This is a genomic window from Streptomyces glaucosporus (assembly GCF_039533345.1).
Lineage (GTDB): Bacteria > Actinomycetota > Actinomycetes > Streptomycetales > Streptomycetaceae > Streptomyces > Streptomyces glaucosporus.
The window spans coordinates 291,147-306,699 of record NZ_BAAATJ010000003.1 but is presented as its reverse complement, the minus strand read 5'-3'; the positions used below and the strand labels follow the sequence as shown (position 1 = coordinate 306,699).

Sequence of the window (15,553 nt, the reverse complement as noted above, 5' to 3'; positions counted from 1 at the left end):
GCGCCGCGGACACGGAACGACACCACGGTCAGACAACTCCGACAACGGGAAGGCACGGCCGTCGCACGTGAGAGACACACGAGAGAGCCGGCTGCTGCTCGTCCTGCTGGTTGCCATCGCGTTCGCACTGATCACGGTGGACATCCGCGGGGGCGAGCGCTCGCCGCTCGACGGAGCACGGGAGGTCACGGCATCCGTCCTCGGTCCGGTGGAGAACGGCGTCGCCACCGCCGTCGATCCCGTGGGCAACGCCATCGCCGCCGTACGGGACTCCGGTGAGCGCCACGACCGGATCAGCCAACTGGAGCGAGAGAACGCGGAGTTGAAGCAGCTTCTCGCCGACTCCGAACGGGACGGCACCCGGGCGCGCGAACTGGACAGGCTCCTCAGGACCGCGGGCGCCGGGCAGTACGGCATCAAGGCCGCCCAGGTCATCGGGATCGGCGCCGCCCAGGGCTTCTCCTGGACCGTCACCCTCGACGTCGGGGAGCGGGACGGCATCAGGCGCGACATGACCGTCATCAACGGCGACGGGCTCGTCGGCCGGGTGACCACCGTCGGGCCGAGCACCTCCACCGTGCTGCTCGCCAACGACCCCGACTTCACCGTCGGCACCCGGGTGGAGGGCACGAACGAGCTGGGCTTCGCCAACGGCCGCGGCGACAGCGCCCTGACCGTCCAGCTCCTCAACAGCAAGGCCGAGGTGAAGAAGGGCGACCGCCTGGTCACCTTCGGCTCCAGCAACGACAGGCCGTTCGTCCCCGGCGTGCCGGTCGGGGAGGTCATCCAGGTCGACCCGCACAGCGGCGGCCTCACCAGGACGGTGCGGGTGCGGCCGTACGTGGGCTTCACCAAGCTCGACACCGTCGGCGTCGTCGTCAAGGCGCCGCGCGCCGATCCGCGCGACGCGGTGCTCCCGCCGAAACCGAAGGCCAAGCCCGCCCCGACGGTCACGGTGACCGCCACCCCCTCCGCGGGCGCCGGCCCCTCCGAGGGGGCCGCCCCCTCCGGCGGAGCCACCCCCTCCGCCGGGGCGACCCCCGACCCCGGCCCCTCCAGGAGCTGACCTACAGCGATGCACCTCAACCGGATCCTGCTCTCGACCGCGCTCCTCGTCGTCGCCCTGGTCGTCCAGGTCAGCGTGCTGGCCCGGCTCCAGCTCCCGGGCGCCGTCCCGGACCTGCTGCTGCTGACCGTCCTCGGCCTGGCACTGGTGTACGGCCACACGGGCGGCGCCCTGGTCGGCTTCGGCGCCGGACTGCTGGCCGACCTGGCACCGCCCGCCGACCACGCCGTGGGCCGGTACGCCCTGGTGCTGTGCGTCGTCGGCTACGCCGCCGGCCTGACGAAGCCGGAGAACGGCCGGCACCGCAGCGCCACCGTCCCGATGCTCGTCGTGGCGGGCGCCGCGCTCTCCTCCACCCTGCTGTACGCGGGCGTCGGCGCGCTGGTGGGGGACACCGCCGCCCGCCACGTGGGCCTGGGCGGACTGCTGCTGACGGCGACCGTCTACGACCTGCTGCTCGCACCGTTCACCGTCCCGGCGGTCATGGCCCTGGCCCGCCGCACCCAGCACGACCCGCTCGCCGAGGCGGCGGGCAGCGCGACGGGCGCCACGGCGAGCGGCGCCTCCGGATACGGCGGCGGGCTGCTCGGCACGGGCCGCGCCCGGTGGCTGGGCGGCAGGACGACCCGCGTGAGGGGCGCCCGGAGCGGCAGGCTCCTGACGCGGACGTCCAGGAACAAGGTGGGACGGATCAGGGGAGTCAAGCGGCTGTGACGGAGGCGGAGCAGTGAGCAACATTCCCGAGACCGGGCGCACGCCCAGGGTCACCATCCGGCTGGTCGCCATCCAGATCCTGGTCTTCTCGCTGATGTTCACCCTCGGCGGGCGGCTGTGGTACCTCCAGATCCGCAACGGCGAGGAGTACGCGGAGAAGGCCGCGGGCAACCACGTCCAGCAGGTCGTCCAGCCGGCCGTGCGCGGTGCCATCCTCGACGCCCGCGGAGTGCCGCTGGCCGACAACGAGACCCGGCTGGTGGTCTCCGCCAGCCGCACCGAGCTGATGAAGATGGAGGACGGCGGCAAGGCCGTGCTCACCCGGCTGGCCGACGTCCTGGGCATGACCTACAAGGAGGTGTCCGAGAAGATCCGCCTCTGCGACGCCGAGACGCCGCAGCCGTGCTGGAACGGCTCCCCCTACCAGCCCATCCCGATCACCGACGAGGCCACCACGCAGCAGGCGCTCCAGATCCGCGAGCGCGCCGAGGACTTCCCCGGCATCACCGCCGAGCCCACCGCCGTCCGCCGCTACCCGGCCCCGTACGGCGCCCACACCGCGCAGGTACTGGGCTACCTCTCGCCGGTGACCGACGAGGAGATCGAGAAGGCCAAGGACAGCGACTCGCCGCTGCTCAGCTCCGACCAGATCGGCCGCTCCGGACTGGAGCGCAGCTACGACGCCGCACTGCGCGGCGACGCGGGCGTGACGCGGTACAGGGTGGACAACCTCGGCCGGGTCATCGGGGAGGCCGAGAGCGACGAGGGCGAGCCCGGCTCCAGCCTGGTCACCAGCATCGACGCCCGCGTCCAGGCCGTCGCCGAGAAGGAGCTGGCCAGGGCGATGAAGGAAGCCCGCAAGGTGTTCGACGACAACACCGGCGAGAACTACAAGGCGGACGCGGGCGCGGTCGTGGTGATGGAGTCCAAGACCGGCCGGGTCGTGGCGATGGCCTCCCTGCCGGACTACGACCCCAACGCCTGGGTGGGCGGGATCTCCGCCAAGGACTACGCCGAGCTCACCGGGAAGAAGTCCAACCACCCGCTGCTCAACCGGGCCATCCAGGGACAGGCGGCGCCCGGTTCGATCTTCAAGGTGATCCCGACCGCCGCGGCCGTCAAGGCCGGCTACGAGTTCGACGGACGCTACAACTGCTCGTCCTCGTACAGCATCGGCAGCCAGGTCTTCAAGAACTTCGAGTCGCAGAACCACGGCATGATCGACCTCGGCCGCGCGCTGGAGGTCTCCTGCGACACCGTCTACTACGCCCTCGCCCACCAGGAGTGGAAGAAGGACGGGGGAGCGAACCCGAAGAAGAACCCCAAGGACTGGTTCTACAGGATGGCCCACGAGTTCGGCCTGGGCGAGACCACCGGGATCGACCTGCCCAACGAGGTCGCCGGCCGCGTCCCCGACCGGAAGTGGAAGCAGGAGTACTGGGAGGCCAACAAGGACTCCTGGTGCGAGTACGGCAAGAAGGACGGGGACTACGTCGAGAAGATCGCCTACGAGAACTGCCTGGAGGGCAACAAGCTGCGCGCCGGCGACAGCGTCAACTACTCCATCGGGCAGGGCGACACCCTGGTGACGCCCATTCAGATGGCCGTGATCTACGGAGCCCTCAGCAACGGCGGCACCATGTACGAGCCCACCGTCGGCAAGGCGGTCATCAGCCCGGACGGCAAGCGCGTCAAGGAGATCGAGCCGAAGAAGAGGGGCAGGCTGCCGATAGACCGCAAGACCCTCCGGCAGATGGACAAGGCACTCGAAGGCGTCGCCACCCGCGGAACCGCGGCCTGGCGCTTCGCCGACACCGGCTGGCCCCAGGACAAGATCCCCATGCACGCCAAGACCGGTACCGCCGAGGTCCACGGCAAGCAGACCACCTCGTGGTTCGCCACGTACACCGAGGACTACACGATCGTCATGACGATCTCCCAGGGCGGCACCGGCTCCGGCGCCTCCGGCCCCGCCGTGCGCAACATCTACGACGCGCTGTACGGGGTGGACGACGAGGGCAGGATCCACAAGGACAAGGCGCTGCTGCCGAAGCCGCAGAAGGAACTCCCGGAGATCAACCCGGACGGCACGATCGAGGCCCAGCGGCAGAAGGGCTTCACACCGTGAGCACCCATTCCTACGAGGGGCGGCCCTGGCAGGAGCGGTCGGCCTGGAGCAGGATCACGGCCCGCGACTCCGTCGTGCGGCGCCTGGACTGGACGCTGCTGCTCGCCTGCATGGCGCTGTCGGTCCTCGGCGCCCTGCTGGTGTGGTCCGCCACCCGCAACCGCACCGAGCTGAACGAGGGCGACCCGCAGTACTTCCTCTGGCGCCACCTGCTCGGCCTCGCCGGCGGCATCGCGCTGGCCGTGGGCACCATCTGGCTGGGCCACCGCAGGCTGCGCGGCGCGGTCCCGGTGCTGTACGGGCTGTCGGTGCTGCTGGCGCTGCTCGTGCTCACCCCGCTCGGCGCGACGATCAACGGCCAGCGCGCGTGGCTGAAGCTGGGCGGCGGATTCTCGCTCCAGCCGGCCGAGTTCGCCAAGATCACCATCATCCTGGGGATGGCGATGATACTGGCGGCCCGGGTGGACGCCGGGGACCGCGTCCACCCCGACCACCGCACGGTGGTGCAGGCCCTGGGCCTGGCCGCCGTACCGATCGGGATCGTCATGCTGATGCCCGACATGGGCTCGGTGATGGTGCTGGCCGTGATCGTGCTCGGGGTGCTGCTGGCCTCCGGGGCGTCCAACCGCTGGATCATCGGCCTGCTCGCGGCGGGCGGCATCGGCGCGGTACTGGTCTGGCAGCTCGGCGTGCTCGACGACTACCAGATCAAGCGGTTCGCGGCCTTCGCCAACCCGGCCCTCGACCCGTCCGGCGCGGGCTACAACACCAACCAGGCCCGTATCGCCATCGGCTCGGGCGGGCTCTACGGAAAGGGCCTGTTCGAGGGCACCCAGACCACCGGGCGGTTCGTCCCCGAGCAGCAGACCGACTTCGTCTTCACCGTCGCGGGCGAGGAACTGGGCTTCCTCGGCGCGGGCCTGATCATCTTCCTGATCGCCGTGGTGCTCTGGCGCGCCTGCCGCATCGCGCGGGAGGCGACCGATCTGTACGGCACGATCGTCGCCGCCGGGATCATCGCCTGGTTCGCGTTCCAGTCCTTCGAGAACATCGGGATGACCATGGGCATCATGCCGGTCGCCGGCCTGCCGCTGCCCTTCGTCAGCTACGGGGGCACCTCGATGTTCGCGGTGTGGATCGCCATCGGACTGCTCCAGTCGATCCGGTCGCAGCGCCCCGTGTCCGCCTGAGTCCGGGCGGCGCGGGGCGTCCGCTCCGGCAGGCGTTACGCTGGATGGTCACTTCCGTCCGCAGATCAGCAGATCCCAGCACCGAGGACACCACCCATGCCTGTCGAGTCGGTCTTCCCGCGCCTGGAGGCCCTCCTCCCGCACGTCCAGAAGCCGATCCAGTACGTCGGCGGAGAGCTGAACTCCACCGTCAAGGACTGGGACGCCTGCGATGTCCGCTGGGCGCTGATGTATCCCGACGCCTACGAGGTCGGCCTGCCCAACCAGGGCGTCATGATCCTCTACGAGGTCCTCAACGAGCGCGAGGGCGTGCTCGCCGAGCGCACCTACAGCGTCTGGCCGGACCTGGAGAAGCTCATGCGGGAGCACGGCGTCCCGCAGTTCACGGTGGACGCCCACCGCCCGGTCGGTGCCTTCGACGTGCTCGGCGTCTCCTTCTCCACCGAGCTGGGCTACACCAACCTCCTCACCGCGCTCGACCTGGCGGGCATCCCCCTGGAGGCGAAGGACCGCGGCCCGGACCACCCGGTGGTCATCGCGGGCGGCCACGCCGCCTTCAACCCCGAGCCGATCGCGGACTACGTCGACTGCGCGGTCATCGGCGACGGCGAGCAGGCCGTCCTGGAGATCACCGAGATCATCCGGGACTGGAAGGCCGAGGACCGCCCCGGCGGGCGCGACGGGCTGCTGCTGCGCCTGGCGCAGACCGGCGGCGTGTACGTGCCGAGGTTCTACGACGTGGAGTACCTGCCCGACGGGCGGATCGCCCGCGTCGTCCCCAACCGCTCCGGTGTGCCGTGGCGTGTGACCAAGCACACCGTGATGGACCTCGACGAGTGGCCCTACCCCAAGAAGCCGCTGGTGCCGCTGGCCGAGACCGTCCACGAGCGGATGAGCGTGGAGATCTTCCGCGGCTGCACCCGGGGCTGCCGCTTCTGCCAGGCGGGCATGATCACCCGCCCGGTGCGCGAGCGCTCCATCACCGGCATCGGCGAGATGGTCGAGAAGGGCCTGAAGAACACCGGTTTCGAGGAGGTCGGCCTGCTCTCGCTCTCCTCCGCCGACCACAGCGAGATCGGCGACATCGCCAAGGGCCTGGCGGACCGCTACGAGGACGACAAGATCGGCCTGTCGCTGCCGTCCACCCGCGTCGACGCCTTCAACATCGACCTGGCCAACGAGCTGACCCGCAACGGCCGCCGCTCCGGCCTGACCTTCGCCCCCGAGGGCGGCAGCGAGCGCATCCGCAAGGTCATCAACAAGATGGTCTCCGAGGACGACCTGATCCGCACCGTCGCCACCGCCTACGGCAACGGCTGGCGGCAGGTGAAGCTGTACTTCATGTGCGGCCTGCCGACGGAGACCGACGAGGACGTCCTGCAGATCGCCGACATGGCCGGCAAGGTCATCGCCAAGGGCCGTGAGGTGTCCGGCTCCAACGACATCCGCTGCACCGTCTCCATCGGCGGCTTCGTGCCCAAGCCGCACACCCCCTTCCAGTGGGCCCCGCAGCTCTCCGCCGAGGAGACCGACGCCCGCCTGGAGAAGCTCCGCGAGAAGATCCGCGCCGACAAGCGGTACGGCCGCTCCATCGGCTTCCGCTACCACGACGGCAAGCCCGGCATCGTCGAGGGCCTGCTCTCGCGCGGCGACCGCCGCGTCGGCGACGTCATCCGCGCGGTCTACGAGGCCGGCGGCCGCTTCGACGGCTGGCGCGAGCACTTCTCCTACGACCTGTGGATGGAGTGCGCCGAGCGCGCGCTGGCCCCCCACGGCGTGGACGTCGACTGGTACACCACGCGCGAGCGCACCTACGAGGAGGTCCTGCCCTGGGACCACCTCGACTCCGGTCTCGACAAGGACTGGCTGTGGGAGGACTGGCAGGACGCCCTCGACGAGACCGAGGTCGAGGACTGCCGCTGGTCCCCGTGCTTCGACTGCGGCGTCTGCCCGCAGATGGGCACCGAGATCCAGGTCGGCCCGACGGGCAGGAAGCTGCTGCCGCTGACGGTCGTCGACAAGTAGCCCCGCCGGTCCCGACCGATCGCGGACCGCCTCCGAACCGCCTCCGGCCGGCGCCGACCCTCCGGCCGGAGGCGGGCGTGCACTGGGAGACTGCTGCCATGCCGGAGCTGATCGCCCCCACCGTCCGAGTCCACGCCTCCTTCGTCGGGGCGATGGAGGAGTTCGCGGCGGAGGGCCGCGGAGCGCCGGACGACAACTCGATGGTCGGCCGCGACCTGCGCGAGTACCGCGGCCGCTGGGAGGACCCGGAGGTCTTCGCCGCGTACGTCGCCCGGGTCCGCGCCGACGCCGAGGAGGGCTCCCCGCGCCCGTCGGGGCACGTGCCGTGCACCACCCTGTGGTGGGTCGACGGCGACACCTACCTCGGTCGCATCGCCATCCGCCACCGGCTCAACCCCTTCCTCCTCGACTACGGCGGGCACATCGGCTACGACGTGCGCGCCTCGGCCCGCCGCCGCGGCCACGCGACCGCCATGCTGCGCGCGGCCCTGCCGGTGGCCCGCTCCCTGGGCATCGATCCGGCCCTGATCACCTGCGACCACACCAACATCGCCTCCCGGAAGGTCATCGAGGCGTGCGGCGGAGTCTTCGAGGACCGGAGGGGTGTGAAGCTGCGGTACTGGGTACCGACCGCATCGAACCCGGGAGCCGCGTAACCTGGGGGAAAGGAACAAGGCCCCACGCCGGGCCCAGGACAGCACGAAGGACTGAGGGACACTGGGCAAGCGACAGCCCGAAGGCCCGCCGCCCGCACCCGCGGTGCAGCGCATCCGACTGCGCTACACCAAGCGCGGCCGCCTCCGGTTCACCAGCCACCGCGACTTCCAGCGCGCCTTCGAGCGGGCGCTGCGCCGGGCCGACGTGCCCATGGCGTACTCCGCGGGTTTCACCCCGCACCCCAAGGTCTCGTACGCGAACGCGGCGCCGACCGGCACGGGGAGCGAGGCCGAGTACCTGGAGATCGCCCTCACCGAACGGCGCGACCCCGAGGAGCTGCGGCGACAGCTCGACGACTCGCTCCCCGGCGGACTCGACGTCGTCGACGCGGTGGAAGCCCGCACCAGCGGTTTCGCCGAGCGGCTCACGGCCTCCTGCTGGGAGCTGCGGCTGGACGGTGTGACACCGGAGGAGGCGGGGAAGGCGATCGAGGTGTTTCTCGCCGCCGACTCGGTGGAGGTCCAGAGGCAGACCAAGAAAGGCATGCGCACGTTCGACACACGCGCCGCGGTGGCCTCACTGGAGGCCGTCCCGGCCGGGTCCGATAGGCCGGGGGAGTCCCCCTGTGCGATACTGCGCCTGGTAGTGCGGCACCAGACACCCGCCGTACGACCCGACGACGTCCTGTCCGGCCTCCGAGCTACGGCCGACCTGGCGCCGCCGGTCCCCGCAGCGGTGACCAGGCTGGCGCAGGGGCCGCTCGATGAGGAGACCGGCACGGTGACCGATCCGTTCGCGCCCGACCGCGACGCAACACCCGTCGCGACGGCGCCGGACGTCACCGCATAGGCCGACGCCGCCGCGCCGCCGATGTGCGAGGCACCAGGGAGCCACCCGGGTCCGGCCGTCAGGCAGGCGCACCGACCAGCAGACTTTCGCCGGTTCCGGGCCCGACGGCACGGGACCGGCGAGCGAGACGACAGCTCCCGTGCGGCGCCCGCGCCCCGGACGACGGCCCGCGCACATCGAGCGGAGCCCGACCGGACCGAGGTACGGCGCCCGGGAGCGTGACGGGAGAACCGCCCGCATGCGCGAACCCACGGAATCCGCGGAGACCACCGCGAACGACAACGACAGGACGTCCCCCGCCACCGGCGGAGAGACCCCGACCGCACACGAGACCCCCGGCGACACCCCGCCGCCGCGCCGCCGCCGGCGTGCCGTGTCCCGCCCGGCGGGACCGCCCGCGGTCACCACCGCGGAGCCGGAGGTCGTCGCCCCGGCGGCCGCGCAGGCCGGTGAGCCGCCGGCGGAGACCCCCTCCGCCCCGGCTCCCGAGGCCGAGCCCGCACCCCCGCGGTCCCGGCGACGCGTGGTGCGCCGGGCCACCGCTCCGGCGGGACCGCCTGAGACGGCCGAGACGGTGCTGCCCGCGGCGCGGACCGGCACCGGTGCCGCGGAGACCGGTCAGGAAGCCGGGCAGGAGGCCGCCGAGAAGCCCGCCGAGACCGCCGCCGAGGCGGCCGGGGAGCAGCCGGCTCCCGCCCGTACCCGGCGGCGCACCACCCGCCGGGCGTCCGCTCCGGCGGGACCGCCGCAGCAGGCGGAGGAGAAGGCCGGAGACCAGCCCGCCGAGCCCGAGCAGTCCGTCCGGGCCGCGGAGGCCGGTCAGGAAGCCGGGCAGGAGGCCGCCGAGAAGCCCGCCGAGACCGCCGCCGAGGCGGCCGGGGAGCAGCCGGCTCCCACCCGTACCCGGCGGCGCACCACCCGCCGGACCGCCGCCGAGAAGACCGAGGCGCGGAAGACCGACGGCGGGAAGACCGATGCGGGGAAGCCCGAGGCCGCTCCCGCCGCCCGGACCCCCGAGGCTCCGGAGAAGCCCGCCGCGGCCGAGGCCGGAGAACCCCAGCGGCGCGTGAGGAAGAAGCCGCCCATGGCGGTGTTCCAGGCCCCCGTGTTCACCGAGCCGGTGTTCCAGACCCCGGAGACCGCCGCCATCGCCGCCGCGGCCGAGGCCGCGGCACTGGAGGAGCCGGACGACGAGGACGAGGAGGAGACCGGGTACGGCGAGTACGCCGACGAGGGCTCCTACGCCGAGTCCGCCGCGTCCTCGCGTCGCCGTCGTCGCCGCCGCCGTCGTGGCGGTGAGGAGGCCGAGCGGGCCGAGCACCCCGAGGACGACACCTCCGCCGGCGGTGCCGAGGAGGCCGAGGGCTTCGAGGAGCCCGACGAGACGGACGAGGAGGCGGAAGACCAGGCCGAGGACTTCGAGGAGTCCGACGAGCGCCCCGCACGCCGCCGTCGCCGCGGCGGACGCCGCCGCCGTCGCGGCGGTGACGCCGAGGGCTCCGACGAGGACCGGGCCGACGAGGAGGACGAGGGCGAGGAGAGCGGCGAGGAGAGCGGCGAGGAGCCCCCGGCCCCGGCCGAGGAGGAGCACCGCGCCGAGCAGGGCGAGGAAGAGGCCGCCGGGAGCGCCGCGGACGAGCACTCGACCGCGTCCAGCAGCACCTCGCGCCGCCGCCGTCGCCGCCGCCGTCGCAGCGGTGACGCCGAGACCGCGGGCGCCGAGCTCGCCCCCGACGACCCCGAGCGCACCGTCGTCAAGATCCGCGAGCCGCGGAAGAAGCGGGACGAGGCCGCCGAGAGCGCCGACGGCGTGCAGTCCATCAAGGGTTCCACCCGTCTGGAGGCCAAGAAGCAGCGCCGCCGCGAGGGCCGCGAGCAGGGCCGCCGCCGCGTCCCGATCATCACCGAGGCCGAGTTCCTGGCCCGCCGCGAGGCGGTCGAGCGCGTCATGGTGGTCCGCCAGAGCGGCGAGCGCACCCAGATCGGCGTGCTGGAGGACGGTGTCCTCGTCGAGCACTTCGTCAACAAGGAGCAGTCGACCAGCTACGTCGGCAACGTCTACCTGGGCAAGGTCCAGAACGTCCTGCCCTCCATGGAGGCCGCGTTCGTCGACATCGGCAAGGGGCGCAACGCCGTCCTCTACGCCGGCGAGGTGAACTTCGAGGCCCTGGGGATGTCCGGGGGGCCGCGCCGCATCGAGAGCGCGCTCAAGTCCGGCCAGTCCGTCCTCGTCCAGGTCACCAAGGACCCGATCGGGCACAAGGGAGCCCGGCTGACCAGCCAGGTCTCCCTCCCCGGCCGTTACCTGGTCTACGTGCCCGAGGGCTCGATGACCGGCATCAGCCGCAAGCTTCCGGACACCGAGCGGGCCCGGCTCAAGCAGATCCTCAAGCGGATCGTCCCCGAGGACGCGGGCGTCATCGTCCGCACCGCCGCCGAGGGCGCCAGCGAGGAGGAGCTGCGCCGCGACGTCGAACGGCTCCAGGCGCAGTGGGAGGAGATCCAGAAGAAGGCCCGCAAGGGCAACGCGCCGACGCTGCTCTACGGCGAGCCGGACATGACCGTCCGCGTCGTCCGCGACATCTTCAACGAGGACTTCTCCAAGGTCATCATCAGCGGCGACCAGGCGTGGGAGACGATCCACGGATACGTCTCGCACGTCGCGCCGGACCTGGCCGGCCGGCTGCAGAGGTGGACCTCCGAGGTCGACGTCTTCGCCACCTACCGGATCGACGAGCAGCTGATGAAGGCGCTGGACCGCAAGGTCTGGCTGCCAAGCGGCGGATCGCTGGTCATCGACCGCACCGAGGCGATGGTCGTGATCGACGTCAACACCGGCAAGTTCACCGGCCAGGGCGGCAACCTGGAGGAGACGGTCACCAGGAACAACCTGGAGGCCGCCGAGGAGATCGTGCGCCAGCTCAGGCTGCGCGACCTCGGTGGCATCATCGTGATCGACTTCATCGACATGGTGCTGGAGTCCAACCGCGACCTGGTCATGCGGCGCCTGCTGGAGTGCCTTGGCCGCGACCGGACCAAGCACCAGGTGGCCGAGGTCACCTCGCTGGGACTGGTCCAGATGACCCGCAAGCGGGTGGGGCAGGGGCTGCTGGAGTCCTTCTCCGAGACCTGCGTGCACTGCAACGGCCGCGGCGTCATCGTCCACATGGACCAGGTGCAGGCCCAGGGCGGCGGTGGTGGCAAGCGCGCCCGGAAGAAGGGCAAGGGCGCCGCGCAGCAGCCCGTCCCCGAGATTCCGGCCGCCGCCGAGGAGCCCGCAGCCGCTGAGCCGGAGGAGGAGCCCGCGGCGGAGGCCCCGGAGACCCCGGCAGAGGTCGCGGCGGAGACCGCCGAGCCCACGGCACTGCCCGAGCCGGCGTTCGCCCCGGACGAGGAGCTGTACAGCAGCGCCGCCGAGGCGGAGGAGGCCGCCCGGCGCGGCCGCAGGCGCCGGCGTGCGGCCCGCAAGGTGTCGGCTCCGGCGGGTCCGCCGAAGGCGGCCGCCGAGGCCGAGGCTGCGGTGACCGTGGTCCCGGCGGCCGAGGAGCCCGTCGAGTCCGGGAAGCAGGCCGTGGAGTCCGCCGGGCCGGTGGAGCCGGTCCGTGAGGCCCCCGCCCCGGAGGCGGAGGCCCCCGCGGCCGAGGAGCCCGTGTCCGGGGCCGCCGGTGCGGTGGAGACGCCCGGAGCCGTGGAGGAGCCGCGGCCGCGCACCCGCCGGCGTGCGGCCCGCAAGGTGTCGGCTCCGGCGGGTCCGCCGAAGGCGGCCGCCGAGGCCGAGGCTGCGGTGGTGGTGGTTCCGGCGGCCGGGAAGCAGGCCGTGGAGCCCGCCGGGCCGGTGGAGCCGGTCCGTGAGGCCCCCGCCCCGGAGGCGGAGGCCCCGGAGGCCCCCGCGGCCGAGGCTCCCGCGGAGGAGCCCGCGCCCCCGGCGCGGCCCCGCCGCCGCGTGGTGCGCCGGGCCGCCGCTCCGGCCGGCTCTCCGGAGGCGGCGGAGATCACGGAGCCCGTCGTCGTCACGGAGACCACGGACGGGTCCGAGGCCGCCGGTGAGCCGGAGCCGGAGGAGGAGCCCGCCCCGGCGAAGAAGACGGCCCGCAAGACGGCCGCGAAGAAGACGGCGGCCAAGTCGACGGCGGCGAAGAAGACCACCGCCAAGAAGACCACCGCGAAGAAGACGGCGGCCAAGTCGACGGCCAAGACGGCGGCGAAGACGGCGGCGAAGAAGACCACCGCCAAGACCACCGCGAAGAAGAGCACCGCCAAGAAGACGGCCGCGAAGAAGACGGCGGCCGGGAAGACCGCGGCGGCGGAGCAGCAGACCCCGCCGTCCGTCTCGGCGCAGGCCGAGGACTGACGGGTCCGGCCGGCTCCCGGGCGCCGATGGCGCCCGGGAGCCCGGTTTGACCCTTCGACTTCCCGACCCGTAGTCTTGACCGTCGGCGTGTCGATGAACACGCCAGGCTCCTGAGCACATCCCTCCACGGGTTCCGCGCGATGTCGCGGAGCGCGAGGAGAGGCCGCTCAACCCCCTGGGATACCACGGGCCGGCCCGTGTCGGGCGGCTGGCATCAGGGGCTCCACCCACGAGCGAGAGAGAGTTCCGCGTGTACGCGATCGTGCGCACCGGCGGCCGCCAGCAGAAGGTGTCCGTCGGGGACGTGATTGAGGTTGACCGTATCTCCAACAGCAAGGTCGGCGACAGCGTCGAGCTCTCGACCCTGCTCATCGTCGATGGCGACGCGGTCACCAGTGACCCCTGGGTCCTGGCCGGTGTGAAGGTCCACGCCGAGGTCGTGGACCACCACAAGGGTGCCAAGATCGACATCCTGAAGTACAAGAACAAGACCGGCTACCGCAAGCGGATCGGTCACCGCCAGCTGCACACCGCGCTGAAGATCACCGGCATCGACGCCCCGGCGACGAAGTAAGGGACTGAGGAGAGATGGCACACAAGAAGGGCGCATCGTCCACCAGGAACGGTCGTGACTCCAACCCGCAGCGGCTCGGCGTGAAGCGCTTCGGCGGCCAGGTCGTCAAGGCGGGCGAGATCCTGGTCCGCCAGCGCGGCACCCACTTCCACCCGGGTGCCGGCGTGGGCCGCGGCGGCGACGACACGCTGTTCGCGCTGTCCGCCGGTGCGGTGCAGTTCGGCACCTACCGCGGCCGCAAGGTCGTGAACGTCGTCCCGGCCGGCGAGTAATCCGGCACGGCACGACACCACTTTCCGAGGGCGGACCGCCTCCCGCCGTACGCGCGCCGCGCGTACCGGCGGGGAAGCGGATCCGCCCTCGGCGCGTTACACCCATGGCGCCGCCGACGGGACCGCGACGCTCCCCGGCCCGGCCGGTGCGGCCGGTCCCGGCGGACGCCAGCCAGTACACCCTTGATCGACAGCCGGGAGGCACTCCGTCATGACCACCTTCGTGGACCGCGTCGAGCTCCACGTCGCCGCGGGTAACGGAGGCCACGGCTGCGCCTCCGTACACCGCGAGAAGTTCAAGCCGCTGGGCGGCCCGGACGGCGGGAACGGCGGCCGGGGCGGCGACGTGATCCTCGTCGTCGACCAGTCCGTGACCACGCTGCTGGACTACCACCACACCCCGCACCGCCGGGCCGGCAACGGCAGGCCGGGCGAGGGCGGACACCGCTCGGGCGCCGACGGCAAGGACCTGGTGCTGCCCGTGCCGAACGGCACGGTCGTCCTCGACAAGCAGGGCAACGTCCTGGCCGACCTGGTCGGCCACGGCACCACCTTCGTCGCCGGCCGCGGCGGCCGGGGCGGTCTGGGCAACGCCGCGCTCGCCTCGCCCCGCCGCAAGGCGCCGGGCTTCGCGCTGCTGGGCGAACCGGGGGAGACCCGCGACATCGTCCTGGAGCTGAAGACGGTGGCCGACGTGGCGCTCGTGGGCTACCCGTCGGCGGGCAAGTCCTCGCTGATCTCCGTCCTCTCCGCCGCCAAGCCGAAGATCGCCGACTACCCCTTCACCACGCTGGTGCCCAACCTGGGCGTGGTGACGGCCGGCTCGACCGTCTACACCATCGCCGACGTACCCGGCCTGATCCCCGGCGCCAGCCAGGGCAAGGGGCTGGGCCTGGAGTTCCTGCGGCACGTCGAGCGCTGCGCGGTCCTGGTCCACGTACTGGACTGCGCGACGCTGGAGTCCGACCGCGACCCGGTCACCGACCTCGACGTCATCGAGGCCGAACTGGCGCAGTACGGCGGATTGGAGAACCGTCCGCGGATCGTGGCCCTCAACAAGGTCGACGTCCCCGACGGGCAGGACCTCGCCGACATCATCCGCCCCGACCTCGAGGCCCGCGGCTACCGGGTCTTCGAGGTCTCGGCCGTCAGCCACAAGGGCCTGAAGGAGCTGTCCTACGCCCTGGCGGGGATCGTGGAGGAGGCGCGCGCGGCACAGCCCAAGGAGGAGGCGACCCGCATCGTCATCCGGCCCAGGGCCGTGGACGACTCGGGCTTCACCGTCACCAAGGAGGGCGAGGGCTTCTTCCGCGTGCGCGGCGAGAAGCCGGAGCGCTGGGTCCGCCAGACCGACTTCAACAACGACGAGGCCGTGGGCTACCTCGCCGACCGCCTCAACCGCCTCGGCGTCGAGGACGAGCTGATGAAGGCGGGCGCCCGCGAGGGCGACGGGGTGGCGATCGGTCCCGAGGAGAACGCCGTGGTCTTCGACTGGGAGCCCTCGGTGTCCGCGGGCGCGGAGATGCTCGGCCGCCGCGGGGAGGACCACCGCCTGGACACCCTCCGCCCCGCCGCCCAGCGCCGCCGGGAGCGCGACGCGGAACGCGACGAGACCCTGCGGGAGTACGAGGAGTTCGACCCCTTCGCGTGACCGTCCGCACGACCGGCCGGTCTGCCCGGCAGCGGAACGGGGGAGGGCCCGGCGCTTTCAAGCGCCGGGCCCTCCC

The 15,553-nt window shown here is 72.4% G+C and carries 11 protein-coding genes; all 11 read left to right on the top strand.

Translation table 11 applies throughout. The features are described 5' to 3' along the window. The first annotated feature begins 67 nt into the window (after positions 1-67). The 11 genes from mreC to obgE all read left to right on the top strand — a co-directional run bounded on the left by mreC (position 68) and on the right by obgE (position 15,477). A complete protein-coding gene (mreC, locus tag ABD358_RS05610) occupies positions 68-1,066 on the top strand; it encodes a rod shape-determining protein MreC (RefSeq protein WP_344629714.1) in 999 nt (332 codons plus the stop codon). 9 nt (positions 1,067-1,075) lie between these two features. Then, positions 1,076-1,780: a rod shape-determining protein MreD gene (gene mreD, locus ABD358_RS05605; protein WP_344629713.1), complete on the top strand. Its 705-nt coding sequence runs from the start codon at positions 1,076-1,078 to the stop codon at positions 1,778-1,780. A 13-nt stretch (positions 1,781-1,793) separates the two neighbouring features. Continuing rightward, a complete protein-coding gene (gene mrdA / locus ABD358_RS05600; RefSeq protein ID WP_344629712.1) occupies positions 1,794-3,908 on the top strand; it encodes a penicillin-binding protein 2 in 2,115 nt (704 codons plus the stop codon). Further along, positions 3,905-5,098, top strand: coding sequence for a rod shape-determining protein RodA (gene rodA / locus ABD358_RS05595; RefSeq protein WP_344629711.1), 1,194 nt, complete (start codon positions 3,905-3,907; stop codon positions 5,096-5,098). The genes mrdA and rodA overlap by 4 nt, the downstream gene beginning before the upstream one ends. A gap of 96 nt (positions 5,099-5,194) precedes the next feature. After that, complete coding sequence (locus tag ABD358_RS05590; RefSeq protein WP_344629710.1) at positions 5,195-7,123, top strand: TIGR03960 family B12-binding radical SAM protein; 1,929 nt, start codon at positions 5,195-5,197, stop codon at positions 7,121-7,123. Positions 7,124-7,221: 98 nt separating this feature from the next. Beyond that, on the top strand, positions 7,222-7,779 hold the full coding sequence (locus ABD358_RS05585; RefSeq protein ID WP_344629709.1) for a GNAT family N-acetyltransferase: 558 nt from the start codon (positions 7,222-7,224) through the stop codon (positions 7,777-7,779). A gap of 103 nt (positions 7,780-7,882) precedes the next feature. Beyond that, positions 7,883-8,629: a TIGR03936 family radical SAM-associated protein gene (locus tag ABD358_RS05580; protein WP_344629708.1), complete on the top strand. Its 747-nt coding sequence runs from the start codon at positions 7,883-7,885 to the stop codon at positions 8,627-8,629. Between the two features lie 238 nt (positions 8,630-8,867). Then, on the top strand, positions 8,868-12,980 hold the full coding sequence (locus ABD358_RS05575) for an Rne/Rng family ribonuclease (protein ID WP_344629707.1): 4,113 nt from the start codon (positions 8,868-8,870) through the stop codon (positions 12,978-12,980). Between the two features lie 250 nt (positions 12,981-13,230). Next, the gene (gene rplU / locus ABD358_RS05570) at positions 13,231-13,554 is read left to right on the top strand and encodes a 50S ribosomal protein L21 (protein WP_031507467.1); all 324 of its coding nucleotides are present in this window, start codon (positions 13,231-13,233) and stop codon (positions 13,552-13,554) included. Positions 13,555-13,568: 14 nt separating this feature from the next. Further along, positions 13,569-13,826, top strand: a complete 258-nt coding sequence (rpmA, locus tag ABD358_RS05565; RefSeq protein WP_344629706.1) for a 50S ribosomal protein L27 — start codon at positions 13,569-13,571, stop codon at positions 13,824-13,826. A gap of 211 nt (positions 13,827-14,037) precedes the next feature. Further along, positions 14,038-15,477, top strand: coding sequence for a GTPase ObgE (gene obgE / locus ABD358_RS05560; RefSeq protein WP_344629705.1), 1,440 nt, complete (start codon positions 14,038-14,040; stop codon positions 15,475-15,477). Positions 15,478-15,553: the final 76 nt, after the last annotated feature.